The 23,651-nt window shown below is 62.3% G+C and carries 17 protein-coding genes and 7 pseudogenes; 10 read left to right on the forward strand and 14 right to left on the reverse strand.

The features are described 5' to 3' along the window. Positions 1-34: 34 nt before the first annotated feature. Positions 35-190: a TetR/AcrR family transcriptional regulator gene (locus ACX12F_RS20175; protein ID WP_162563878.1), complete on the forward strand. Its 156-nt coding sequence runs from the start codon at positions 35-37 to the stop codon at positions 188-190. Between the two features lie 511 nt (positions 191-701). On the opposite strand, the pseudogene ACX12F_RS20180 reads toward ACX12F_RS20175, so the two are convergent. The 3 pseudogenes from ACX12F_RS20180 to istA (ACX12F_RS20190) all read right to left on the reverse strand — a co-directional run. Then, positions 702-803, reverse strand: a pseudogene (locus tag ACX12F_RS20180) (ATP-binding protein); the annotation flags it as partial. 111 nt (positions 804-914) lie between these two features. Then, positions 915-1,666 (reverse strand): annotated as a pseudogene (gene istB, locus ACX12F_RS20185) (IS21-like element helper ATPase IstB); the annotation flags it as partial. 49 nt (positions 1,667-1,715) lie between these two features. Further along, a pseudogene (gene istA, locus ACX12F_RS20190) lies at positions 1,716-3,277 on the reverse strand (IS21 family transposase). 42 nt (positions 3,278-3,319) lie between these two features. Here istA (ACX12F_RS20190) and ACX12F_RS20195 point away from each other — a divergent pair. Continuing rightward, positions 3,320-3,584, forward strand: a pseudogene (locus ACX12F_RS20195) (ATP-binding protein); the annotation flags it as partial. 569 nt (positions 3,585-4,153) lie between these two features. Here ACX12F_RS20195 and ACX12F_RS20200 read toward each other — a convergent pair. From ACX12F_RS20200 to ACX12F_RS20220, 5 genes and pseudogenes are all read right to left on the reverse strand, one after another. Continuing rightward, complete coding sequence (locus ACX12F_RS20200; protein WP_061001026.1) at positions 4,154-5,758, reverse strand: class I adenylate-forming enzyme family protein; 1,605 nt, start codon at positions 5,756-5,758, stop codon at positions 4,154-4,156. Between the two features lie 31 nt (positions 5,759-5,789). Next, positions 5,790-6,683: an SDR family oxidoreductase gene (locus tag ACX12F_RS20205; protein WP_459370435.1), complete on the reverse strand. Its 894-nt coding sequence runs from the start codon at positions 6,681-6,683 to the stop codon at positions 5,790-5,792. 298 nt (positions 6,684-6,981) lie between these two features. Further along, positions 6,982-8,124, reverse strand: a complete 1,143-nt coding sequence (locus ACX12F_RS20210) for a thiolase family protein (protein WP_110917514.1) — start codon at positions 8,122-8,124, stop codon at positions 6,982-6,984. Further along, entirely contained in the window at positions 8,124-8,549 is a 426-nt protein-coding gene (locus ACX12F_RS20215; protein WP_061009849.1) for a Zn-ribbon domain-containing OB-fold protein, read from the reverse strand. Before ACX12F_RS20215 ends, ACX12F_RS20210 begins: the two co-directional genes overlap by 1 nt. 600 nt (positions 8,550-9,149) lie before the next feature. Continuing rightward, positions 9,150-9,775 (reverse strand): annotated as a pseudogene (locus tag ACX12F_RS20220) (DDE-type integrase/transposase/recombinase); the annotation flags it as partial. Here ACX12F_RS20220 and istA (ACX12F_RS20225) point away from each other — a divergent pair. Next, positions 9,774-10,845 (forward strand): annotated as a pseudogene (istA, locus tag ACX12F_RS20225) (IS21 family transposase); the annotation flags it as partial. The pseudogenes ACX12F_RS20220 and istA (ACX12F_RS20225) sit on opposite strands and share 2 nt — an antisense overlap. 473 nt (positions 10,846-11,318) lie before the next feature. Here istA (ACX12F_RS20225) and ACX12F_RS20230 read toward each other — a convergent pair. Beyond that, positions 11,319-11,849, reverse strand: a complete 531-nt coding sequence (locus ACX12F_RS20230; protein WP_061010137.1) for a PaaI family thioesterase — start codon at positions 11,847-11,849, stop codon at positions 11,319-11,321. A gap of 335 nt (positions 11,850-12,184) precedes the next feature. On the opposite strand from ACX12F_RS20230, the gene ACX12F_RS20235 reads away from it, so the two are divergent. Genes ACX12F_RS20235 through ACX12F_RS20245 form a run of 3 tightly spaced genes read left to right on the forward strand, consistent with a single transcriptional unit; the run spans position 12,185 to position 14,207 of the window. Beyond that, positions 12,185-12,727: an IS3 family transposase gene (locus ACX12F_RS20235; protein WP_260939838.1), complete on the forward strand. Its 543-nt coding sequence runs from the start codon at positions 12,185-12,187 to the stop codon at positions 12,725-12,727. Next, on the forward strand, positions 12,618-12,923 hold the full coding sequence (locus ACX12F_RS20240; protein ID WP_407667541.1) for a hypothetical protein: 306 nt from the start codon (positions 12,618-12,620) through the stop codon (positions 12,921-12,923). Before ACX12F_RS20235 ends, ACX12F_RS20240 begins: the two co-directional genes overlap by 110 nt. 51 nt (positions 12,924-12,974) lie before the next feature. Further along, positions 12,975-14,207, forward strand: a complete 1,233-nt coding sequence (locus tag ACX12F_RS20245; RefSeq protein WP_082762236.1) for an IS110 family RNA-guided transposase — start codon at positions 12,975-12,977, stop codon at positions 14,205-14,207. Between the two features lie 314 nt (positions 14,208-14,521). Here the strand turns inward: ACX12F_RS20245 and ACX12F_RS20250 are convergent. The 3 genes and pseudogenes from ACX12F_RS20250 to ACX12F_RS20260 form a co-directional block, all read right to left on the reverse strand. Continuing rightward, positions 14,522-15,001 (reverse strand): annotated as a pseudogene (locus tag ACX12F_RS20250) (CAP domain-containing protein); the annotation flags it as partial. 4 nt (positions 15,002-15,005) lie between these two features. Then, positions 15,006-15,509, reverse strand: coding sequence for an Rv1363c family protein (locus ACX12F_RS20255; protein WP_459366207.1), 504 nt, complete (start codon positions 15,507-15,509; stop codon positions 15,006-15,008). 133 nt (positions 15,510-15,642) lie between these two features. Next, positions 15,643-16,227 (reverse strand): hypothetical protein, encoded by a 585-nt coding sequence (locus ACX12F_RS20260; protein WP_043370464.1) that lies wholly within the window; start codon positions 16,225-16,227, stop codon positions 15,643-15,645. A gap of 81 nt (positions 16,228-16,308) precedes the next feature. Here ACX12F_RS20260 and ACX12F_RS20265 point away from each other — a divergent pair, with 81 nt between their 5' ends. Next, entirely contained in the window at positions 16,309-16,794 is a 486-nt protein-coding gene (locus ACX12F_RS20265; protein ID WP_043370462.1) for a DUF6933 domain-containing protein, read from the forward strand. Between the two features lie 24 nt (positions 16,795-16,818). Here the strand turns inward: ACX12F_RS20265 and ACX12F_RS20270 are convergent, their stop codons facing one another. Then, a complete protein-coding gene (locus tag ACX12F_RS20270; RefSeq protein WP_074328301.1) occupies positions 16,819-18,162 on the reverse strand; it encodes an IS256 family transposase in 1,344 nt (447 codons plus the stop codon). A 345-nt stretch (positions 18,163-18,507) separates the two neighbouring features. Beyond that, positions 18,508-19,191 carry an Rv1363c family protein gene (locus ACX12F_RS20275; RefSeq protein WP_061003258.1) on the reverse strand — a complete coding sequence of 228 codons (684 nt, stop codon included), beginning with the start codon at positions 19,189-19,191 and terminating at the stop codon, positions 18,508-18,510. A 771-nt stretch (positions 19,192-19,962) separates the two neighbouring features. Here ACX12F_RS20275 and ACX12F_RS20280 point away from each other — a divergent pair. The 3 genes from ACX12F_RS20280 to ACX12F_RS20290 all read left to right on the forward strand — a co-directional run bounded on the left by ACX12F_RS20280 (position 19,963) and on the right by ACX12F_RS20290 (position 23,461). Next, the gene (locus tag ACX12F_RS20280) at positions 19,963-21,321 is read left to right on the forward strand and encodes an aldehyde dehydrogenase family protein (RefSeq protein ID WP_234785433.1); all 1,359 of its coding nucleotides are present in this window, start codon (positions 19,963-19,965) and stop codon (positions 21,319-21,321) included. A gap of 504 nt (positions 21,322-21,825) precedes the next feature. Further along, entirely contained in the window at positions 21,826-22,236 is a 411-nt protein-coding gene (locus ACX12F_RS20285; RefSeq protein ID WP_061003262.1) for an SCP2 sterol-binding domain-containing protein, read from the forward strand. A 118-nt stretch (positions 22,237-22,354) separates the two neighbouring features. Beyond that, entirely contained in the window at positions 22,355-23,461 is a 1,107-nt protein-coding gene (locus tag ACX12F_RS20290; protein WP_260939843.1) for an NDMA-dependent alcohol dehydrogenase, read from the forward strand. Positions 23,462-23,651: the final 190 nt, after the last annotated feature.

Consider the following 23,651-nt stretch of genomic DNA (forward strand, 5'->3'; position numbering starts at 1 on the left):
GTGGATAGGATTCCAAAGAATCAGGGAGGTGTATATGGCAAGGCAACGGGCAACGAGCGCGCAGGCGATTGTCGATGCGGCCGCGAAAGCTTGTGAACGCAAAGGGTACGGAGACGCGACGATCGGCAATATTGCAGTAGAAGCAGGGGTGAGCAAACCGACCGTCTATCAATACGTCGAATCCACGTAGTGGCCGTTGGAAACGATCGTCGAGCAATTGATCTACCCGCTGCGCGATGGTGTCTTGGAGATTGTGAACAGCGACTACACATCTCGGACGAAACTTGAGAGCTACATTCGTCTACAGGTCGACTAGGCTATCCGCGACCGTGCCTACTCTAAGATCCTATTGGCGGATCAGCACCAGCTTTTTCGGCGTGGGCGGCGCAACTACGGCGTTGGGCTCGCGAAGTGGATCAGGCGGGAGTTGCGGAATTCGGTGTAAATGGCCCAACACGCCGAGCGTGAGCTTGGCGGGAAGTGTCCACAGTGACCGAAACGATGAAGGCTGTGTCCTCTGCAGCTGATACCCACGATGATGTGTCCATGGCCAGCTCACCCACACCGGATGAGCTGGCGACCGCGCGGGACCTGGTTGTAGCCTACCAGGGTGATGGGACCACTGGTTTGCCATTCGCATGGGACCGGGTTGTTCCGATTTCAGGCCGTGTGTCGATGGTGACCGATGCGATGGTTGCCGGTCAATCCGACGAAGTCGGAGGGACCGGTTTTGACTTTCCGGGTTTCTGGCGTTGCCAGTAGGACTCGCCTTCCACGACGAGTTCGTAGGCTGCTGATTGCAGGTGTCAACGACGGACGAATGTCGTCCGTCACGCAATTCCCCGGCCTGCCGTCACGGAATTCCTCCAGGGCGGGCCTCGGTGTTGAGGGTAGCGCGGGCCTGAACTTGGGTCGGCTGTTGGGGCGGCCGGTCGTTTCCGGGGTCGGAAAGACGGGCCGTCCATGAGGACCTGGTGGCTGGTGTTGATCAGCCGGTCGAGCAGACTTTCGGCGACCACGGGGTTGGGAAACAGCGGGTACCAGTCTTTCGGGGCGCGGTTGGAGGTCAGGATCAACGGCTTGCCGTTGATCGCTCGGTCGCTGATGAGCTCATAGAGATTGTCGGCGTGCAGGGCGGTGTGCTCACGCATCGCGAAACCGTCGATGATCAGGACGTGGGGTTTGGTGTACTCGCGTATCCTTTTGCCCCAGGACCGGTCTGCGTAACCGCCAGCCAGATCGGCCAGCACCCGGCTGGTTTTGGCGAACCGGATGTCACCGCCGCGGCGGGCGACTGCACGCCCGAGTGCCTGTGCCACATGGGTTTTCCCACCCCGACCGGGCCATACAGAATCACGGATTCGCTGGCGTCGAGCCAGCGCACGGCTGCCAGGTCGCGGATCATCGCGGACGGGAGTTTCGGGCTGGCGGCGAAGTCGAAGTCTTCGAAGGTCGCTTGTTCCTCGAAGCGCGCGCGGCGGATTCTCCTTGCGAGAGCGTTGGTTTCACGGCGGGCGATCTCGTCTTCGCAGAGCACTTGCAGGAATTCCAGGTGCCCGAGCTCTCCCTCGCGGGTTTGGGCCAGGCGGGCGTCGAGGGTGTCGAGCATGCCGGTGAGTTTGAGGGTGCGCAGCACGTTACGCAGCGCGGGGTCACTGATAGACATCATGATTCCTAAAAGGTGCGTTGGGAAAGTGTATGGTGGGCAGCAGCTTTCAGGCGGCGCCGCAATCACCGAACTCGTCGGGGCCGCGCAGGAACGCCGGGACCGCCGCGATCTTGCGGCCACTGGTGGTGCTGATCGGGTCATCGGTGTCGGTGCCGGCGAACAGGATCCCTTTCACGGTGCGATAAGTCGGGATCGCCAGCGTCGATGGCGCGGGCGCAGGCAGCTTCCAGACGGTCCATGCCGTGCTTTTCGCGGAGCCGCGGTGTCCCCTGAGCGGCGCGCAGGCGGTGGATCGCATTGGGTGACAACAACTCACCGATCACCAGTTCGCAGGCCGGGCCGACTTCGGCGGCGATCTTGCGGCACCAGGTCGGGCCTTGCAGGTGGAAGGCGATCTTCTCCGGAGGGTAGTGCTCCAGGTTGGTTGCCCGCCTCGACAGGTGCAGCACGTGGGTGGCCACGACGTTCTGGTCACGGAAGATTTGCACGATGTCGCCGCTGGTGCGGGCGTGCCGCCGTTGCCCGATCAGCCGACATGGCACCGAATACAGGGGCTTTGCCGATTTTCATGTGGGTGTCCGAGCCCACCACCCCAATGGACCATACCGATAGCGTGAACGGCGCCGCCGGTAGCGGTGCCAGCTCACCTGCTTCGAGGCTTCGAATACCCGCACCGGCTGCCCACCATCGAGAGCCCACGAGTTCCGCATTCCGGCGACCTGCAGACTCCACCGGATCGCTTCGGCTTACATCGCCGTGATGCTGGTGAATTCCCTTCCCCGCCAGAAAGACGCGCACGTACTGCATGGGGCGTTCGACCCGGGGTTTGTTGTTGGGCTTGCTGGCCCGTGCCGGATCGATCAGCGTGCCGTAATGCGCCGCCAGTTCGGCGTAGGTGCCGTTGAGCTTCGGGTCGTAGAGATCGGGCTTGTCGACCCCGGTCTTGAGATTGTCGATCACCAACCGGGCCGGGACCCCGCCGAAGAACTCAAATGCCGCCAAATGCGATGCGCACCATGATTTTTGGTCCATCTTGAGCACCGGTTTCAGGAACAGATGCCGCGAACAAGACAGCACCATCACGAACGCCCATACCGCCACCCGCCGGCCGCTGCCCGGATCGAGCCACATCCCGAGCTTGCCGTAATCGGTCTGCGCTTCGCTACCCGGATCCACCGGACCACGCGGCACCGTCACCTTCTGTCGTGCCGCTTCCTCTGCGAAATATGCTGCGACCCAACGCCGCACCGACGACTCCGACGCGGCCACGTCATGCTCGTCACGCAGCCGTTGGGCGATCCTGGCCACCGTCACCTCAGCGGCCAGCCAGTCCATAATCTGCTCGGCGTGCCCGGCGATTGCCGGCCACGTAACTGCGCGGGCGGTCGGATCTTGAAGTGCCGGAAACCATTGCGCCGCTTTGACTGCCCACTGCTCCATCGATAGCTGTCAACGACGGTCGAAAATTGACCCCGTAGCGTCGATAGGGGGTCAGTTTTCAGGCGTCGTCAACAATAGCGGTGGCCCGCCCGGTTTGATGCCCTCAGCGATCGCCGGGGCGGTGTATTTACGGATCGTTTTCCGGTCGATCCCTAGCGATGCGGCCATCTCTCACGCCCACACCTGGAGGAATTACATGACCGCTGACACATCCTCGACGAGATCAGATTCGCCCCGCTCGATGACACCGGCACCAAACTGTTGTTCAGAATCGTAGCCGCCGGCTATGAACGCCGTTCGCTGGCCGTCGCCTCACATTGGCCGTGGGAGCAGCGGGGCCGCTTCCTGCCCAAAACACACCACCGCAGCCAGCATCCTGGACCGCCTGCTGCACCACGCCAGCATCGTCATCACCTCCGGCCAGTCCTACCGGATGCGCCACGCCGACCACAGGAACGGGACCCTAAAAAGTTAGCCAATCACCGCAACTGAGTGGGGACTTTCCCCGGCCAAAAACGAAGACTTCTACATGGCCGTTGCCAGCCGGCAAGCGGTTCCGCCGCGTCAATGGCCACCTGCACCTCGCGGCACTGCGCACCGCTCGTGAGCATCAGTTCGCCGAAACTGTCGGACCCGTCGTGCACAATGACAAGCTGAGCGCAGCCTGACGCTCACCGGGCCGCAGCCGCAGTTCCACGGAACTCGGGACAACCTCGTGTGGTAACCACACCGATACCGGAGGTCCTCACCTATCTGCGCTCACCACGCCGTTCACAACCTGTATGGGAACTACATCTAGGTCAATCCCGTTGCTGTGCAATGGATTACGCAGTGTTCTATCGGGTGACCGATTCTGGTGAAATTTCTGATCACGTCACAGCCCCGATGCTTCAAGTGGCCCAGTTCCACGCCTTGCTTGATCGCCGGCCGGCTTCGCTGTCTGGCTGCACCCAGGGCTTATGGGGACAACGCCACGCCGATTGCCGCCGCTCTGTCAAGAGACTACTGAAGTTAAGACGAATCACCTGTCCGGTCTGCGGCGATTCACCGTCGGTCGAGCACGTACTCACGGAAGCGTTGTCGGAGTTCGGCCTTCATTACCTTGGCCATCGCATTCTTCGGCAGTTCGTCCACGACAACAACGTGGCGTGGGCACTTGTAATCAGCGAGGTGCTGCCGGCAGAACTGGTTGACCCGTTCGGCGCTGACATCATCTTCGCCACCGAACCCCGCCTGGGGCACGATGACCGCTAGAATATCCTCACCCAGGTCGGGGTGTGGCACCGCAATGACGGCGGCTTCCAGGACCTCGGGCATCTCAAGCAGCACGCGCTCGACCTCGATAGCGAAGATGTTGTAGCCGCCGCGTAAGACCATGTCCTTCTTGCGGTCGGTCAGATAGACGTAGCCGTCCTCAGCGACATACCCGACGTCACCGGTGTGCAGCACGTTGCCGCGCCAAAGCTCTGTGGTGGTCTGCTCACCCTTGTAGTAGCTGCGCCGCGGGGTCTCCGACCTGAAGCAGATCTCGCCCACCTCACCTTGCGGGAGCGGGTTACCGTCATCGTCGGCCACGACGACCTCGCAACCCAGAGGTCGGCCGACGGAACCCGGACGGGCAAGTATGTCTTGCGGGTCGGGACCGAGCATGCAGGCCGCACCGGCACCTGCCTCGGTGAGGCTGTAGCCGTTCAGCATCTTCACTGTCGGCCAGATCTCCAACATCTTGCGCACCGTGTCGGGTTGAATCGGTGCTGCTCCGAAGAAGACGAACTGAAGCGAGCTGTAGTCGTGATCCTTCACCTTGGGGTGTTTCATAGCCAAGTTCAGCATGGTGGGCACCCCCATGATCGACGTCGCTCGGTGTTTTTCGATCGAAGCGAGCAACTGTTCCGGATCAAAGCGGGGCAGCACGATCTGCGTGATGCCTGCACGAACGCTGAGGAGCATCAGTCCGTGGCAGCCCGTAAAGCCAAACAGGGGAACGGCGTGGAGCAGGCTGTCGCCGAAGAGCGCACCAAGAAGCGCACTGAGATTCGCCTGTCCGGGCTCATCTGCGAGATTGCCCTCGGGCACCAACACGCCCTTGGGCATCCCCGTCGTACCGGATGTGTAGAGGAGGTCTGCCGGGTCATCGGCCCCAGGGGGAGGTTCGAGGGCAGGCACGTCCGTCGACCCCTCACCCGTCACGTCGCCGAGGGGATGAAGGCCGTCCAGTGCTTCGCCGCCCGTCACGAAGAAATGTTGGAGCTTGAAGCGGCCGGGACGACCGCCGAGCTCGACCTCTCGCCCTGCGGCGAGTGGGACTAGGACGTCACGGTGGGCGGGTCCGCTGATCACCGCCACGGCGTCGCTGTGCTCGAGCACATACTGTTTCTCCGGCGCAGCCCACCTGGTATTGAGCGGCACCGGCACGGCACCTAGTTTGTGGATTCCCCAGTACGCGGCGTTGAAATGCATGGCCTGGTCGTTCGCGAGAAGCATGGCCACTTTCTGACCGCGGCTAACACCGACGGCGTGCAATCGGTGGGCGACCCGACTGCTGGCGAGATCGAGTTCTCGGAAGGTCACTGCGCCGTCATCGGCGATGACGGCGGGCTTGTCCGGTTGGAGCTCGGCGGCCCGGCTCAGCAAATCGATCACTGCCATGAGGTAGCCCCTTCTCGTCGTGCGTTCATCGTCAGCCGAGCGCCTTCATTACGAAGCCGATCTCGTCATTAGCCTGCGTCGGAGTGATGTAGCCGTCTCGGTCGCAGATCGCCTCGAGGTTGTCGTGGACTGCTTCGATATCGAGCGTCGGCGATGCGAACCCCTTCGTCACACCAATGAAAATCTCCGCTACTCGCCCGCCCCCAACGGAGAAGATCCTCGACGTGAGATCACACGACTCATGGCATAGATAGGCCACAACCGGGGCGACAAGTGCAGGATCGAGCTTCTCTGCGACCGGCCCCAGAAGTTCCTCGGTCATCCGCGTGCGCGCCATCGGTGCGATCGCGTTAACCTTGATGTTGTACTTCGCGCCCTCCTGTGCAAGCACACGCGTGAAGCCGACGATCCCCATTTTCGCGGCCCCGTAGTTTGCATGACCGAAATTGCCGAAGATGCCGGCGGCCGACGAGGTGTTGACGATCCTCCCGTAGCCTTGATCACGCATTCTCGTGAACGCGGGTTGCGTCACCCATATGGTGCCGTAGAGGTGGACGTCTATCACCGGGTCGAGCAACTCTGGCGTCAGATGATGGAATGACTTGTCTCGCAAGATGCCGGCGTTGTTGACGAGAATGTCGACTCGCCCAAAGGCGTCGATCGCAGTCTGTACGATTGCCACCCCGCCTTCTTGGGTCGCCACGCTGTGACCGTCGGCGACCGCGACACCGCCGGCTGCTTCGATCTCCTTCACGACGGCCTCCGCGGGGGTCAAGTCGGCACCCACACCGGCGACGCTGCCGCCGACATCGTTCACGACGACGCGCGCGCCGCGTGATGCCAGCAACATCGCATGCTCTTTACCGACGCCGTTTCCAGCCCCGGTGACGATGGCGACCTTCCCGTCGTAGCTAAAACCATCCATGCCAATTCCTTTCATTTCGTTGCCCCGCGGGGCGGGTTCTCTAACGTCGTCGAACAAAGACAGCACCATTCATGCGGGTGGTCCGATCAGCGACGACAGACTTCACCCGACCGAACGCCCGTATACCCTCGCGGCTACCTGAGCGATCGAACGCGAGCCACATTCCAGTGGGAAACGCGCTGAACGGATTGCCGCGGCGGCTCCATCTGCGCTCCCGTCCCCGCTGCGAAGCTTGCGGTGTTAGTCGCAAGCATGGTGTGGCCCTCCAACTCGAAGGTCTGCGCTACCGAGCCGCCGGCTACGCGGTGGACTGCAGAATGTGAATTACGCAGACCGCGCCAGCACCCATCATGTGAGCGAGCCCGGTGCGGGCTCGTTCGACCTGCAGCGGCCCCGCCTCGGCCCGGAGCTGCCGCGTCACATCCCAGATCTGAGCCAGGCCGGTCGGACCACCGGGGTGTCCGCGACCGATTAGCCCGCCGTCGGTGGAGAACGGGATCCGACCACCCAAACTTGTCGCCCCCTCGGCGACGAGTTTGTCCCCCTCCCCTGCCTCACACACACCCAGAAGCTCGTAGTACATCAGTTCCTCGATCGGGAAAGCGTCGTGCACGTGGGCGAGATCAAGGTCAGCCGGCCCTACGCCGGCCTCCTCATAGGCGGCCTTGGCCGTGGTCTGGGTGAGTTCACCCGGACCGACGACCGCGCCCATGAAGATGTGGCCGTCGACGTACTGCTCGGACTGCTGCTGACTGGCGACCACCCGAATCAGGGGACGTGAACCGGCCAGTCGCTCTGCCACCTCTCGGGTTGCGACGATGGCGGCCGCAGCTCCTGAGCCAGCGGCACAGGCCATCTTTGAGGTGTGTGGGTAGGAGATCATGCGTGAAGCGAGAATCTCTTCCACGGTGACCTCATGATCAGCCCGCCGCTGCGCATATGGATTGAGGCGAGCGTGATTCCAGTTCTTTGCGGCGATGGCGGCATAGGTCTCGACCGTCGTACCCACGTCGTACATCCGCCGCGTCGCCCACATGGCGAAGAACGCGGCCGGAAGAATCACTTGGCCAATACCCGGCTTGTCGCCCCCGATAGCCGGCGCAGCTCGGTTGAGGTCGTCGAAACCCAGCGCCATCGCAACATCGACGCTACCCCCCGCCACCACCTGGACCGCCTCGTGGAAGGCGCACGATCCGGTTGCCGAAGCATTCTCCACGTGAGAGATGGGGATGCCGGTGAGACCGAGATCCTTGGCGAGTGTGACACCAGTGAGCAGACCGGCGCTGATGTACCCGTTGTACAGATAGCCCACGGCTTCGAAGCCGATACCTGCATCTTCGAGCGCGTTTACCGCCGCCTCAAAGCCCAGGTCAGCGGCATTGGCGTCCGGCTGGCCGAACGGCACCATCCCGACGCCGATCACATAAACATCGCGAGCCATCACTGGGGTGTCTCCTGTCCCGCCGGGCCGAATCGGAACGAACACAACTCGGTGCCGTCGGCTTCGGTGACGAGGGGATACACCTCGAGTTGCATGGGCATCCCGATCTCCCAGTCACCCATTCCGCCCCGCAGGATGGACTGCACACGGACGCCTTCAGGCAGTTCAATCTGGCCGACACCGTGGCCGTCGCCGGTGGAGCTGAAACGCGTTTTCCCCATCCACGCCGACTCTACGAAGGTCCAGGCGTACAGCTCACCGGTTGGCGACAGCAGGACATCCTCCACAGCCCCTGCCGTCAGCGGACAGCGGCGCCGACGTGGAAAGAAGTACTTGTCTGCGGTTTGGCTGTAGGAACCAATCAACCGCGGCTGTTCGTGGCCGTCGGGCATCGTGAAGTAACCGTCTTCGAATGGTCGACGCATCGTGTGGGGTCTCCGGTCGTGTGGGATTGAGGTTGGACAATTCATTTGTCTCATTTGTCGTGGCGAATGCTGGACGACCCCTCGCCTTGCGGCGTTCCGAAGGATCGATCGCCTTAACTCTTGCTTCGCGTGCAGTGGCTATAAATTGGAATCGCGTTGTTTGGTCATCCCTGAGTGTGTTGGCGTGGTCAGTAAGTGCGCCGAAGACGGTTGCCACTTGAGGGAGGACCGATGAGGCACGGCAGAAGCGGGCGAACATCAGCAATTCCGCACCGGATCAGCTACAGCGGGCTTCGACGCCGAAGGTGAGATTGCCGTTGCCACAACACCTTTGAAGTCAAGGTGGTGTCTCATGTTGTTGTCCCTGCGCCATGAGGAAGGGTACCCGCGCTCGTTTCTCCGTAAGCTCCCCGGCCGGGCCGAACGTCGAATACTCGGTCCGCGGTGCATCCGACAGCGATCGACTCACCTCCACCTCCCCACTCTCAAAGTCATCTCCGCAGCGCCCAGGTTGAGCCGAAGTTATTGGTCGTTAACATACTATCAAAATAGTTCCGTGAAGGCATAGTGTGAGGTTGCCCCCGGATGGTGGACACGGGGTCAGGCGGCTTGTGCCGTCTGATGATGGCGGTGCTCGAAGTCGATTGGGCTGATCATGCCGATCTTGGAGTGCCTTCGTCGGCGGTTGTAGATCCGTTCGATCCAGTCGCCGACTGCGAGCCTGGCAGCGTGCTTGGTGGGCCAGGCGTATCGGTGGCAGAACTCCGATTTCAGTGTGCTCCAGAAGGATTCGGCCTGGGCATTGTCCCAGGGTGTACTGCGTGCCACGGTCAGCGTGGAAGATGACCTGTGCGGGCAAGGCCCCACGCAGCGCCACTGCCATCGACGGTGCGGACTCCACCAGATCGGTGCGCATGTGGTCCTCGACTGCCCAACCCAGGACCCGCCGCGAGCACCCGTCGTCGAACCGCGCACAGGTACAGCCAGCCCTCACCGGTGGGCAAGTACGTGATGTCCGAGGTCCAGACCTTGTCGAGCTCACCGCGGTCGAATCGACGGTTGACCAGGTCGTTGGGGCGGTGTGCGTCGAGGTCGACCACGGTGGTCACCGGGGTGAACTTCCGCGGGCTGATCCCGGCCAGGCGTTGGCGGCGCATCGAGGCCGCCACCGTCTTGCGGGAGATCACCTCCCCGTCTTCACGCAGATCGGCCAGGATGCGCGGTGCGGAGTCGTCGGTGCGGCGTTGGGTCGCAGCATATTTCGCAGAGGAAGCGGCACGACAGAAGGTGACGGTGCCGCGTGGTCCGGTGGATCCGGGTAGCGAAGCGCAGACCGATTACGGCAAGCTCGGGATGTGGCTCGATCCGGGCAGCGGCCGGCGGGTGGCGGTATGGGCGTTCGTGATGGTGCTGTCTTGTTCGCGGCATCTGTTCCTGCAACCGGTGCTCAAGATGGACCAAAAATCATGGTGCGCATCGCATGTGGCGGCATTTGAGTTCTTCGGCGGGGTCCCGGCCCGGTTGGTGATCGACAATCTCAAGACCGGGGTCGACAAGCCCGATCTCTACGACCCGAAGCTCAACGGCACCTACGCCGAACTGGCGGCGCATTACGGCACGCTGATCGATCCGGCACGGGCCAGCAAGCCCAACAACAAACCCCGGGTCGAACGCCCCATGCAGTACGTGCGCGTCTTTCTGGCGGGGAAGGGAATTCACCAGCATCACGGCGATGTAAGCCGAAGCGATCCGGTGGAGTCTGCAGGTCGCCGGAATGCGGAACTCGTGGGCTCTCGATGGTGGGCAGCCGGTGCGGGTATTCGAAGCCTCGAAGCAGGTGAGCTGGCACCGCTACCGGCGGCGCCGTTCACGCTATCGGTATGGTCCATTGGGGTGGTGGGCTCGGACACCCACATGAAAATCGGCAAAGCCCCTGTATTCGGTGCCATGTCGGCTGATCGGGCAACGGCGGCACGCCCGCACCAGCGGCGACATCGTGCAAATCTTCCGTGACCAGAACGTCGTGGCCACCCACGTGCTGCACCTGTCGAGGCGGGCAACCAACCTGGAGCACTACCCTCCGGAGAAGATCGCCTTCCACCTGCAAGGCCCGACCTGGTGCCGCAAGATCGCCGCCGAAGTCGGCCCGGCCTGCGAACTGGTGATCGGTGAGTTGTTGTCACCCAATGCGATCCACCGCCTGCGCGCCGCTCAGGGGACACCGCGGCTCCGCGAAAAGCACGGCATGGACCGTCTGGAAGCTGCCTGCGCCCGCGCCATCGACGCTGGCGATCCCGACTCGGTAAACCTTCACTGACAGCCGCTGCGTGCGGAGGCACTGGAGTTGGCAGAGCCCCGCAAAACCCGAGCCGAAACGAGCACGTCGACTTTCTCCACCTCCGGCGCTTCGTGCGTCTTCGGTAAGGATGCGGCCCGGATTGATGTCATTCGACGCCAATCAGCGTTGTTAACCGTCGATCGCTACTGATGGAGACGATAGACCAACGAATGCGATCGGAAAAGGGCCACTAACAACTTCTAGCGCTAAGTCCCCTGGGGCGATGGGGGTTTCGGGGTTTTCTAGGTTTATATGCGCCAGCCGCTAACGGAGCACCGATGCTAGGGTACCTCAGCGACTACGGCGATGCGTTCGCCGTAGTGGATGGCAGTGAACTGCGATCCGGGTACGAATGGCAGATCTAGCCGGGCGACGTGCTTTCCCGCGACCGCCGCGCCATGTCCGACAGCTTCCCGCACCATGAGGTGCGTTCACATGGGATTCGTGACAGGAACGACAGCCTGCTCGCCGCCAGATGGGCCGGGCTCACCATTGAGCCACCGCCGGAATCGACCATAGTGCTCGACGGGGTCCCGTTCGACGAAGCGTGCCCGCGCGTGGCACAGCAACGTGTCTGTCTCGGGCAGTAGGATCTCGGCACGAATAATCCAGTGGCCGCGCTCATCGCGCGATTCTGGCCAGGCGTGGATACGCAGTTCACGCTCCAGGGGAACCGGGCGCCGGAACTTGACCTCCATTTCGGCGGTAACCGCCAAAACCGCCGCAGCGATCGGCACCGCACCGCATGCCTCATCCAGTGCGCCCATCACTGACCCGCCGTGCACGACGCCCCCGGCTCCCTCGTGGTCTGGCGCGAACCACGCCGTACCTTCAACCGCGTCGCACTCGGCGACGCGGTGCAAACGCATGCCGAATCGACAACGGTTCATCGCACGGCAGCCCGCACAAAGGAGCTTCCCGAACTCGAGGCTGAACAGCGGCTCGTCGTCATCGGGCCCCATCGGAGTACTCATTGGGGCAGGCTATCAAGCAGACCATTCGGAAGCCGCGGATTCGCGTCGTGATGTTAGTCACGGATAACGTCTGTCCGCAATGCGCAGAAACGCCACCCGGCCGACCCCACCCCCGTGGACAACATCGGCGTCGGCATCCGATCATCCCGAGGTGCTCGACGATGATGAACGCAAAGAGTGAGAACGGTTGCGCACAGAGAACGCCGAATTGCGTTTGGACCGTGCGTTTTTGAAAAGGACGCAGCCTTCTTCGCCTCCGAACAGAACTGGTAGAGATGTACCGGATCATCGAAGCGGAGAAGGCCAACTTCACGATCGTGCGGATGACTGGACTGTTGGAGGTGTCCCGGTCGGGCTTCTACAAGTGGCGCACAGCCCGTGCGGCGGGGCCCACGCCGGCCCAGCAGCGCCGTGAGGCGATCGACGTCAAGGTCAAGGGTTTCCACGACGCCTCCGATCAGGTGTACGGCGCACCGCGCATCCTGGCCGATCTGCGTGAAGACGGGGAGGTGATCTCCCGCAAGACGGTGGCGGCCTCGATGCGCCGCCAACGCCTGGCCGGGATCAGCCCGCGGAAGTTCACCCCGGTGACCACCGTGGTCGACCTCGACGCACACCGCCCCAACGACCTGGTCAACCGTCGATTCGACCGCGGTGAGCTCGACAAGGTCTGGACCTCGGACATCACGTACTTGCCCACCGGTGAGGGCTGGCTGTACCTGTGCGCGGTTCGACGACGGGTGCTCGCGGCGGGTCCTGGGTTGGGCAGTCGAGGACCACATGCGCACCGATCTGGTGGAGTCCGCACCGTCGATGGCAGTGGCGCTGCGTGGGGCCTTGCCCGCACAGGTCATCTTCCACGCTGACCGTGGCACGCAGTACACCCTGGGACAATGCCCAGGCCGAATCCTTCTGGAGCACACTGAAATCGGAGTTCTGCCACCGATACGCCTGGCCCACCAAGCACGCTGCCAGGCTCGCAGTCGGCGACTGGCAACGACGGTTAGCGCCACTCTGAACCTGGGTCGTGACCCGCGCTCGCGCTCAGCTGATAGGCCATGAGTAGTCGCTGGGCGGATCCTCGATGGAGGTTCGGTTCGGAGGAGGCTACTGATGGCGGTGTTAGGAGTTGCGCTTGATCCATCGACGGTGATCGTCGCCGTAGATCCGGGCAAGGTGTTCAGTCGGGTGTGGATCAGCAACGGTTCGGGGTTGCTCGCCGATCCGATGTCGCTGTCGGTCTCGCGCGATGGCATCGCCCAGCTCGAGCTGGTACTGAACAAGCACGGTCCGGGCGTGCCGGTGATTGCGATCGAGGCGACGGGCAGTTTGCATCGGCCATGGGTCACTGAACTGGAACGTCGGCATCCAGGTTCGGTACGACTGTTTGCTCCCTCGGAAACGAAATCGGCTCGTACACAACTGGGTTCGGGCAGGTTCAAGACCGATGATCGTGACTGCGCAGCCTTGACGTACATGGCACGCCAAGGTGGTGGTCGACGATACGGCCAGCTGTTCGGGGTCGAAGCGCTCCGCACCGCCGTGCGGCATCGCCGCGGGTTGGTGGCCGACCGCAAGGTCGCTCGACAGCGTCTGCACGAGCAACTCAACGCCCTGTGCCCTGGATTGTCGGCGCCGTCGGGCCACGGCCGGTCCCTGGCGCTGGAGACCTCGACTGGCTTGGCGGTGCTGGCGTGTGCTGCCGCATTTGCCGGACGGCCACCGCAACTTCGGTCATTGATGTGCCGGGCACCTGGGCCCTTGACAACGACGACCGCTCGCTACTGGCTGCAACGATGGCACCGATGTCTGCCTCCGCCGGCCGATGCCGAACAACGCGCTCGTCGGTTGACCCGCGACTTGGATCGTTATCGCCGTCTGCGCGAGGACATCGATGCTATCGACCTGGAAATCGGGGCATTGCTTTCCGAAACTGACGGCCAGATCCTGACCACACTTCCCGGCGTCGCCTCGATCCGCGCGGCGGCGTTCGCCGCACACAGTTTGCCTATCGAAAGGTTCCCTGATGCCGATCATCTTTACTCGGCAACGGGTTTGGCGCCTGCTCTCTACCAGTCAGCCACCCTGCACCGACGCGGCCGAATCTCTCGACAAGGACTGGCAGAGCACCGCGATGCCCTGATGGGTATTGCCTGGGGCCTCTCGCAATTTTCGCCGTCGTTCACCGAACGCGACGCCGAACTACGAGCGCGCGGCATGGCCCCGATCCAGGCCCGCGTCGCGCTCGCACGCCATGCATGCCGCCTGGCATACCGACTACTTCGAACCCAACAACCCTTCGATGAACAGCGCTATCGTCAAGGAAGGCTCAGCGGCGAACGGTGACGGCCACGATAGCTATGCCGCACGACGGCGCAAACTAGCTTGCCGCCCGCTCGCCCTGGGCCGCCATCACGGCGCACACGAAAGCCTGCCGCTCACGGCGACTAATCAGCCTGCCGGAACACGACGGCCCCCGCCAACCAACACCGACGCACTGTTCATCGCGTCAAAAGCCGAGCGACCCGCCCGGCCAATCAACAACGCGCACACTCACCCTTGACTGCCAGCGCGAAAGCTAGGTCGCGGGAAGCCGTCGTCGGATGTCTTGTCCGCTCCAGGGTCGCGTGCAGCCGTCATTGACGGCTAATCGCCGCAGCGGGCTGACCGTACACGGCGACGACGACCGTTCGATCGAGGCTGTTCTCCGACCAGACACCGATTTCCGTGTTCGCGCAGTTGGATATGGTCGACATCGCGGTGGGATCGTAGTACCACCGGTTGAGAATCTCTAGTCCGCTGATTGCGAGCGCCGGATTGATCGCGACGGTTTCGGCTACGACACCAGCATAGCCAGCGTTCCGCGCGCGGTCCGCGACGGTGGAGCCGTCGGATCCGATATCACCGTCGAGACCGCGGTTGTTGAGGACGTCAATGGTGTGCCACTGTGCGGCCAACCGCAGTTGCGGATTGATCACCACGTCGTTGGTACAGCCGGCCTGTCTCTGAATGGTGTAGACGTTGGCCGCAACGCCGTTGTTGAGGCGCTGATTGTCCGCCCATGCAGGCTGCGCGAACGGCATCGCGCACATCGCGATTAGGATTGCCCCAGACGTGTAGGCGCACGCCGTATTTCTCATAATGTCATTTCGGCTCGAAACCGGAGATCAGCCAACGATCCCCGGACTTGTCCAACGTCACCTCGACTGCGGATGCGGTTTCCGATGGCGCATCGTGGCCGATCACCACGGTCTGGTTGATGAAAACCAGAACGACTGCATGGGTGGCAGTGACTGAGGTCGTGGATGCCGCAGGCACCTCAGCGGTCGCCGAGATTCGCTTCTGTAGTGCTCCAGGTATGACGACGTCGTTGGTGAGCGACGTGTAAGTGTTTCGGAAGTCGCCGGTCAGGAGATCCCGCGCCGCAGTGAGCTTCGCCTTCACATTATCGGGAGTGTAGGACAGGAGTTCCACGGTTCCGTCCTTCGCTGCCTGCACTGAGGATTGGGCCGCGCTTTGTGTGACCCGCGCCGTCCGATAGTGGTAAGACAGTAAACCAGCCGTGACAGCAAGTGCCAGCATTACAGCGGTCGCGTCCGAAAGTGGGTGTAAAAGCACCGGTCGGTTCGCAGCTTCGTGGGTGAGCATACGGGCTGGGGAACTCAAGTGACAGGCTCTTGCAGCTTGAGCTGGTGGTGTTGGGGATAACGGCGAGCGGGTTCGGTAGCTTGCTGCGGATGCTTTGGCGCGCCCAGGGCTGATGCGTAGGGCCGAGAGATGCTCAGCTGGAGAGGGTTTGGGCGGCGTCGGTCAGTGCGTTGAACGCGGCGTCGAGGCGGTCTTGGCGGCGGCGGTTGGGTTCGTGGTTGGCTTCGGCGGCTACGAACCCGATAAGCTCTTCGAGGTCGTCGGCATTGGTCAGTAAGGCAGCGCCGTTTGGGTGGGCGCGCATGCCGTACACCAGTCGCTCACAGTCGGGGTCAAGCAGCATCAGGTCGCGTAACACGGCGGCGGTCGTGTCGCTGACGATGACCTCCTTGAGGTCGCCGGCAACGCTGGAGCGGCGGCGGCGCAGGTCGTATGGGGAGTCTGCCCAGTTGCTGATCACCCCCTCGTCGTCGCAGACGCTGCACGACCATCGGATCGGCGCCGCCGTCTCGGCCGAGGCGATAGCGATGGTCATCCGCCCGGGGCAGCGCCTGTGGGCGGGGCGGCGCCGACACGGCAATGCCGATACCCACCGATCACCGACCTGGCCGGCGGTGCCCGCCCGGACAATGTCGCCCAGGTGTTGTGCCAGGCGGCGCGCGGGACCGGAAGCGTCGTGCGGCATGTCGAGGAAGTGATGCAGATCGGCGACCAACACGTCGCCACACTGTACCGGCGCCACGTCGCGGTGTTCTTGGGTACCGATCCTCGGGGACGCTGCCTACGATCATGGGTCGTGATGCTGCGATGTACCGCCAAGGTGTTGGCGCTGCTGAGGGCGCCTGAGCCGGCCATCGGCCAAGCCTGCGCGACCGACTGGTATGCCCACCTGGTCTGGATCGACCGACGCAAATGCCTGCTGGTGACCCACGCCGGGACCTTGTTCTCGGTGTTCATGCCGAACGTCACCGCCGCCGGGTTGCGCCCGATCGGCCCGCCGGTCGTCTCGGCGATCCAGGCCGCGTTGCACGTCGAGGGTCTGCCCGCCGATACGCTCGGCGATCTTGATCCCCAGCAGGTGGCCGTGGCCAAGACCGCCGACCGCCGCATCCTGGGCACGATCAACGACCTGGCGTTCACCACCGAACACGTCATCGCCACCGCTGGCGGCCTGGCCCGCTGCGACATCGACGCGCTGCACCACGGCCTGCATCGCACCATCAACAGCATCACCGGCTACATCCCACCGATCGACCTGGTCACCGCCAGCCGTCACCGAAACTGAGCCTGCCAAAGCGACACGGAGTTGTTACGCGGTGGCCGAGATGGGATCTGCGGGGTTGGTGCCGTTACTCGTGGTGGACGGTGTCAGCCGCAGTTCACGGGGTGGGTCCAGCAGCGATCGACGTAGGTCGTGCAGCAATCGGGTACCGACCGGTGTCATGGACAGCCCGCGCCAACCGGCCGAGGCCCGGTCGAGCACCGCCCATACCAGGCTAACGGCGCTGGTCTCGCCGGGGAATCGGCCGATGACCTTGGTCCGACGCTTGGTCTCCCCAAAGGAGCGCTCAATAAAATTCGAATGTCGAACGCGCCCATGGTGTTCGACCGGGAACCGCAGATAGGCAGTCAACCCAGCTTTGTCGGTGAGCAGAATGCGCATCGCCGCCGGATAGAGGTCGAAGTATTTGGCGGCGAACGCCTCGATCCGCTTGTCGATGATCTCAACGAGCCCAGGCCCCGGTTCAACCGTCAGATCGGCGGTATCGAAGATGGCCCAGTAGCCGTCGCGGACCTCGGCTTGCATCCCGGCGGGAATCTTCGCGAGCACGTTGCGGAGTCGATGAATAAGACATCTCTGCCGCAACGCTTTTGGGAAAATTTGTTCGATGGCTGCGATCAGGCCCTTGGCGCCGTCAGAGACAACCAACAGTGGACAACCCAGGCCGCGATCGCCCAGATCAGTCAGGAAGTCGGCCCATGCGTCGGTCGACTCGCCGGTCCCGGGCGCCAACCCGACGAACACCGGCTTGCCCTCGGTGGTGATGCCCCAGGCGGCCAGCACCGGCTCGGCCGGCGACCCCGGATGCATCCGAAAGAAGCTGGCATCCAAGAACAGGTAATCCAGCGTGATCTCGTCAAGTCGACGACGCGCCCACGCCTGGTATTCGGCTCGGATCGCCTTGCACACTTCCGAGACCGTGGATTTGGAGATCGCGGCCTGGTCGCCAAGTGTTTCGGCGAGGGTGGCCTGCACGTCGCGCACCGATAACCCGCGTACGAACGAGGCAATCACCAGCGTCTCCAAGGCGTTGGTTCTCGTCACGTGCTTGCCGAACAACCGCGACGCAAACGCTGCGGTGGTGCCACGCAGCTTCGGCCGCTCCAACGTAACCGGCCCAGTGGTGGTTTTCACCGTCACCTGTCGATACCCGTTGCGCGAGCCGCCGTTAGCGTCGGGACAGGCAGCAGCGCGTTGGTAGCGTTCGCGACCGAGGAACTCGGTGACCTCAGCCTCCAGGGCCGCCTGCATCAACAGTTGAGCGCCCAGCCGGGCAACCTCTTCAAGGATCTCCGAAAGCTCCCGATCCTCGGCAAATAGGGCATCGATTCTGGTGCGGATGCGATCGACGGCTGATACTCGAACAGGCACGGGCGTGACTCCTTCTTCGCAGACTTGCAGGTCGTGAAGCGGAACCTACGCCCGTGCTCCGTATTTACACCGCGTCCCGGACACGACCCATTACAGCGGGCATAAGTACGAACGCCACTAGCTTTCGGAAACTTTTCGGACACCGCCTAACTTCGACCACTGAAGTCTGCGATCCCGGATCCAGTTCGTTCCCAGTTTCTTCACCGCATTCTCGATCTCCGGGCTCGTCTCGAATATCCGGCGCGCCGTCTGCTGCAGGAGCTTCCGGTACCGTGTGGGCGTAGTCGGCGGCGTCCCCTTCAACGGCGAGACTGTTAGCGGCCGCCGGCTTTCTCCGCTGCCGGATCACGGAACGAAATCCACGTTCGCTACTTTGACTTCGTTATCCACCTTTTGAACGGCGATCCGAATCCTCCAGGTGCGTGGGTCCGACTCCGGCGCCATCGCGCTAGATGTTCGGACGCTCACAGCGACCATTACCTGGGCTGTATCCTTTGTCGCCGACTCTAAGCCCGACGCGGTGACTGTGCCTGTGGTCACAGACTTCGAGTCCTTCACGGCATCGATGAACGGTTTAGATTGCGAAGCGAAGTCGTCGCGGAAGGTTCCGGTCGCGGCGTCCAAGATGCGCTTGACGTCCGCGTCCGCCTGGCGCCAGTCAAGAGTGGTCAGATCGATTGCCCCCTGCCGAGCCGTTTGCTCGAAGATCGCGCGCTGATCGGCTACGCGGTCATTGCGGTTCACCTCGAATCCGAGCCAGCCAACGAGGGCGCCGAGGGCTACTACGATTGCGATTCCCACGTTGATGGCCATGCGGTACACATGCAGCACCGCGCCATCGTCATCCGGTGCGGCCGGAATCGACTCCGCGTCGCTAGGCTCGAGATCGGTCTGTGTGGCCGCGTTCGTCGCGGTGTCACCCTCCACAATTTCGTCGTCGCCGTTCAGCGTCTGATGTTCATCCGCTTCAAGAGGACCGTCCTCTTCGGGGAGTGACGATGCGGATCTCTTCGTAGTGCGGCCGAGCACGCGGTTTCCCCTATCGCATTGGTGGCAGCGAAATGTCCTGCCACGTTCGGTGTTGTGTTGCGTTTGGCGAGAGGTCGGTCGGCAGGTAGGGCTTTCCGTCGAGACCGACGTACCGTTTTACGAAGCCTACTTTGTTCGTGCGTGCGGTCCGTACCGTGAACGGGAACAATCTCGCCTTAGGCGGCACCGAGACCGGCGCCGACAGCAGTGTCTGGCATGGGTGTACGCAGCCCGCGACCGGGTGGTGCAGCATACGGACGAACGTGCGCAGCGTCATCGCGCACGACCGAGAGTTCACGAGCTGGTATCGCCTCCAGCGTCGCATGTAGGACGGTTGCACAGTGGCCATCTCCGCAAGGTGGGTTCAGTTACTACCTGGGCCCGAAGGCCATGACTCAGTAGCGTCGAGTGAACTCAAATTAACCTAGAAGCTCGACCCGAGCAAGCATCGATGCCCAACAAGTAGACGTCTTGACGAGTCGCGACAGCGTTTAAGGGCGGAATGGGCCGCCGTCTATCCGCACCCTTCGTCACTGATTGCACTGATTGTCGGGCGGACGCCTGGGTTTTCAAGCAATCTCCTCATCCCGAGCGGCATCGTCGGTCGTCGGCAAGACGATGCGCGCCGTCCAGCCCGTAACTGCTGCTAACAAACTGGTGTCGACGTTCATACCGCGGTTGGCTACCATACAGATAACGATCGGGAGGTTGAGGACCTAAGTGACAACAATCAGGGTATCTCCAGAAGCTACTTCATCTGCGGCCGAGAGGATTTCGCTCTCCGTTGCCGGGGTGCGCAAGGCCTTCGCCGACGGACTCACACGTGACGTGGGGTGGCGCAAGCGGCAGTTACTGGCTCTTCACGCGCTTGTGGCAGACAACGAGCAGGCGATTTCCGCCGCGCTCGACGAGGATCTCGGCCGTCCGCCGTTCGAAGCCTGGCTCGCCGATGTCGCGAGTGTGTCGGCCGAAGCGACTGACGCCGCAAAGAACGTGGCGAAATGGGCTCGCCGCAAATACCGACGCCTCGAGCTTTCGCAGCTACCAGGTCGCGGATGGATCGAGTACGAGCCCTACGGCACTGTGCTGATCATCGGCGCGTGGAACTTCCCATTCGCGCTAACTCTCGGGCCGGCGGTCGGTGCCATCGCCGCCGGCAACACGATCGTGCTCAAGCCATCCGAATTGGCGCCGGCGTCATCGACCCTCATGGCCGAACTGGTTCCGCATTACCTAGATCCGCGCGCGGTCGCAGTCGTGGAGGGCGACGGCGGAGTCAGCCAGGAGCTCATCCAACAGGGTTTCGACAAGATCTGTTTCACCGGTGGTACCGAGATCGGACGCAAGGTCTACGAAAGCGCGGCCGCCCAACTCACTCCGGTGACCCTCGAACTCGGTGGTAAGAGCCCGGTGATCGTAGCTGCTGATGCCGATCTCGACGTGGCGGCTAAGCGGATCGCGTGGACCAAGCTGATTAATTCGGGCCAGGTCTGCATCGCGCCGGACTATGTGCTGGCCGAAACCAGCATCAAAGACGAGCTGGTGGATCGAATCAGACAGTCCGTCGAAGCGTTCCAGGCCGAATCTGTCGGCGGCAAGCGGATCGTCAACGGGCGTCACTACGACCGGTTGGCGGGCGCGATTGCCGCTACGACTGGCGATGTGGTTATAGGCGGCGGCTGCGACAGGGACGCGTTGGAGATCGAGCCGACCGTTGTCGTCGATCCCGCGTTGGACGAGCCTCTAATGACCGAGGAGATCTTCGGGCCCGTATTGCCTGTCGTTTCCGTTCGTAATCTCGATGAAGCGATCCGCTTCGTCAACGCGCGGCCCAAACCGCTTGCGGCCTATCTGTTCACGCGATCCCGGTCCATCCGCGAGCGGGTGATCCGGGACGTGCCCGCCGGCGGCATGGTGGTGAATCATCTGCTCTTTCACTTCGCCACTACTCGGTTGCCGTTTGGTGGAGTTGGACCGTCTGGGATCGGGGCTTATCACGGCAAGTTCGGTTTCGAGGAATTTAGCCATCGCAAGTCGGTCCTCACCAAAACGACCCGTCCAGATCTGTCCAGGCTGGTCTACCCTCCGTATTCGGACTTGGCTTGGAAACTGGCCCGCAAACTCTTCTGACGCTTCCGCAACGAACACCGATTCTGAGCTGCACAGGTGTTGATAAAACGGCCGCGTTTCCGCACCGTGGCACCGGCAGGTGAGTTTCGGCCCCGGCGCAGCGAATAGGCGAGATGATGACCAACTATGGTATCGACCGCACACGTGGCTTCCAAGAGTGCCGCACTGCGTCCTGTCTGGTGGCAAGCAAGGTTCCGTGATTGAGGCCGGCGATCGGCGATACCGTTCAAAGCATGGACGGCGAATGTGCTTGCGCCCTTGCCATATTCGCATCGCAGGTGATTGACTTAACTGAATTTGAGCGGTATCCGAGAAGTAGCGATCGAAGTGTGAGGGCTCTGGTATTTGAGCGTTCGCCTCTGATCTCAGATCCCGATTGACATCGACCACGACGGAGTGACGACTCCGGTCACGTGACCTTGTCAGCTGGGGTTTCCCATACGTCAAGTCGTGCTGAAGCATTGCGCGACAGCGCATTTAACGAACGACAGAAGGAGTTTATCGATGGCCGTTTTTGTCGATGAGGATGAAGTCTATACCTATCTGGGTGGAATATTCCGGCGTGCAATGGAACAGGACACCCTCGCCAGCAAGCTCGCTGAATCGGGTGTAATACTCCGGATTCACTACACCGACCCTGACGCGAAGATCACCGTGGATATGTCCAACAAACTTGTCGAGACCGGTTCGCACAGTTCGGTCACTCCAAACGTTGAGTTGTTCATGACGGCCGATACCGGCAACCGATTCTGGCTCGGCAAGCTCAATCTGGCGATGGCGATGGCTAAAGGCACGGTCCGCGCGAAAGGACCGGTGCCGAAGTTGATCAAACTGATTCCGCAAGCCAAGAATCTGTTCCCGGAGTACCGATCGATGTTGGACGGCGCCAACAGGCAGGATCTTCTCGACGCGTAGGAGCGGTGCGGCAACAAACTTTTCTGGGGCGTCACTGAAACCAATTGGTCTGACTATCCGATTTTACTTCGAAGCGGTTTTACATTTCAAAGAATCTACTTGTACAGGAGGTCGACGGATGAAAACACGTGCTGCAGTACTTTGGGGCCTGGGACAGAAATGGGAGATCGAGGAGGTCGATCTCGATCCACCCGGGGCGGGTGAGGTTCTAGTTCAACTGGCGGCGACCGGATTGTGCCATTCCGACGAACACCTCGTCACCGGAGATCTCCCGTTCCCTCTCCCAGTTGTCGGCGGCCACGAGGGCGCCGGAACGGTGGTCGAAGTTGGCGCAGGGGTCGATGATATCGCCGAAGGCGACTCGGTAATCCTCACGTTCTTACCGGCCTGCGGCACATGCTCTTACTGCGCGCGCGGTATGGGGAACCTCTGCGACATGGGCGCGGCGCTCATGATGGGTCCGCAGATCGACGGTACGTACAGATTTCACTCGCGCGGCGAGGATGTCGGCCAGATGTGTCTGCTCGGTACGTTCTCCGAATACACGGTGGTTCCGAAGTCGTCAGTGGTCAAGATCGATCAGGGCACCCCCTTGGACAAGGCCGCCTTGATCGGATGTGGCGTAACGACGGGATACGGTTCGGCGGTCCGAACAGGAGAAGTGCGCGCGGGCGATACGGTCGTGGTCGTGGGAGCCGGGGGCATCGGCATGAATGCCATCCAAGGTGCCCGGATCGCCGGCGCCCTCACGATCGTGGCGGTCGATCCGGTCGAATTCAAACGGCAGCAAGCGACGACGTTCGGAGCGACGCACACCGCGACGTCGATGAACGACGCGTGGGATCTCGTTAGTGATATCACCAGAGGCAAGCTCGCCGACGTGTGCGTGCTTACGACGGATGTCGCTGAAGCCGCATACATCAGCGAGGCGTTGGCTCTCGTGGGTAAGCGCGGCCGGGTCGTCGTCACCGCCATCGGGCACCCCGAGGAAACGTCGATGTCGGGATCTCTTCTAGAATTGACACTGTACGAGAAGCAAATTCGAGGCGCACTTTACGGTTCGTCGAACGCGGCGCACGACATTCCCCGCCTGGTCGAACTCTACAACGCCGGATCGCTCAAGTTGGACGAGTTAATCACGCGCGACTACACGCTCGACCAGATCAATCAGGGCTACGAAGACATGCGATCGGGCCGCAACATCCGAGGTCTCGTCAGGTTCTGACGACGGAGCGGACGCCAATGTCGTGGCGCTGTGTTTCGTCTTTGGCACGAATACGGCGGCAGTCGGCTCGGCTTCAGCGCGCGGTGAAATCTGGTCGGCCGCAGGTCGCTTCGAGAAATTGTGGGGCGATCTGACGTGTCACGCTCACAAGCAGACTGGTGAGGACTCTTCGCGGTTGTCGGCCTTCCAA

It is taken from the genome of Mycolicibacterium sp. HS_4_1, assembly GCF_054515875.1.

Bases quoted from the DNA above. Each gene is read 5' to 3' on its own strand.
- ACX12F_RS20175 (WP_162563878.1), top strand. From the start codon at position 35: ATGGCAAGGCAACGGGCAACGAGCGCGCAGGCGATTGTCGATGCGGCC.
- ACX12F_RS20200 (WP_061001026.1), bottom strand. From the start codon at position 5,758: ATGGCAGTGATCGATTTGCTGAGCCGGGCCGCCGAGCTCCAACCGGAC.
- ACX12F_RS20205 (WP_459370435.1), bottom strand. From the start codon at position 6,683: ATGGATGGTTTTAGCTACGACGGGAAGGTCGCCATCGTCACCGGGGCT.
- ACX12F_RS20210 (WP_110917514.1), bottom strand. From the start codon at position 8,124: ATGGCTCGCGATGTTTATGTGATCGGCGTCGGGATGGTGCCGTTCGGC.
- ACX12F_RS20215 (WP_061009849.1), bottom strand. From the start codon at position 8,549: ATGCGTCGACCATTCGAAGACGGTTACTTCACGATGCCCGACGGCCAC.
- ACX12F_RS20230 (WP_061010137.1), bottom strand. From the start codon at position 11,849: ATGGGGCCCGATGACGACGAGCCGCTGTTCAGCCTCGAGTTCGGGAAG.
- ACX12F_RS20235 (WP_260939838.1), top strand. From the start codon at position 12,185: ATGACTGGACTGTTGGAGGTGTCCCGGTCGGGCTTCTACAAGTGGCGC.
- ACX12F_RS20245 (WP_082762236.1), top strand. From the start codon at position 12,975: ATGGCGGTGTTAGGAGTTGCGCTTGATCCATCGACGGTGATCGTCGCC.
- ACX12F_RS20255 (WP_459366207.1), bottom strand. From the start codon at position 15,509: ATGCTCACCCACGAAGCTGCGAACCGACCGGTGCTTTTACACCCACTT.
- ACX12F_RS20265 (WP_043370462.1), top strand. From the start codon at position 16,309: ATGCTGCGATGTACCGCCAAGGTGTTGGCGCTGCTGAGGGCGCCTGAG.
- ACX12F_RS20285 (WP_061003262.1), top strand. From the start codon at position 21,826: ATGGCCGTTTTTGTCGATGAGGATGAAGTCTATACCTATCTGGGTGGA.
- ACX12F_RS20290 (WP_260939843.1), top strand. From the start codon at position 22,355: ATGAAAACACGTGCTGCAGTACTTTGGGGCCTGGGACAGAAATGGGAG.